This window comes from Halomicrococcus pelagicus, from assembly GCF_050954125.1.
Genome location: NZ_JBPBWC010000052.1, coordinates 1 through 616, shown reverse-complemented (window position 1 = coordinate 616; position 616 = coordinate 1). Strand labels below are relative to the sequence as shown.

At 52.4% G+C, this 616-nt stretch carries 1 protein-coding gene; it reads left to right on the top strand.

All coding sequences use genetic code 11. The features are described from left to right. Window positions 1-53: 53 nt before the first annotated feature. Window positions 54-616 (top strand): IS6 family transposase (locus ACRYA2_RS26590; RefSeq protein WP_433634824.1); only part of this gene is annotated, 563 nt, incomplete at its 3' end.

Genomic DNA, 616 nt, shown 5'->3' with positions numbered 1-616 from the left:
GGTCGCGTTTAGTTAAGGCTGAAGGATGAGGCGGAGCGAATTTCGGCTGGTCAATGGCTGAAATCGCCCGCCTCACTGGATGTAGCGACTGGATTGAGTTAGATTTTGTGGAGCGAGAGCGGACACCGAGTGAGCTGATGGAGCTGGGTATTCGACTCCATCTCGCAGGATTATCGCTTTCGAATACCATCTCTGAACTTGAGAAGTTCGGTGTCGAACGCTCGCGGAAGGCAGTGCATGATTGGGTGCAGAAGGCCAATCTACAGCCAGCGAACAACGCAAGTCCGGATCACGTTGCGGTGGACGAGACGGTGATCCGAATCAATGGGCAGCAGTTTTGGCTGTACGCTGCCGTCGATCCTGATTCGAACGAATTCTTGCATTTACGGCTCTTTACAACGACTACCACAGCGTTAACACAGCGATTTCTACAGGAACTTCGAGAGAAACACGACGTCTCCGACGCCGTGTTTCTCGTCGATCACGCCCAGCATCTAGCGGCGGCACTCCAACGAGTTGGGCTCCGATTTCAGCCTGTTCGCCATGGAAATCGGAATGCCGTTGAACGTGTTTTTAGAGAGATAAAACGGCGCACTTCATCGTTTAGCAATAGCTT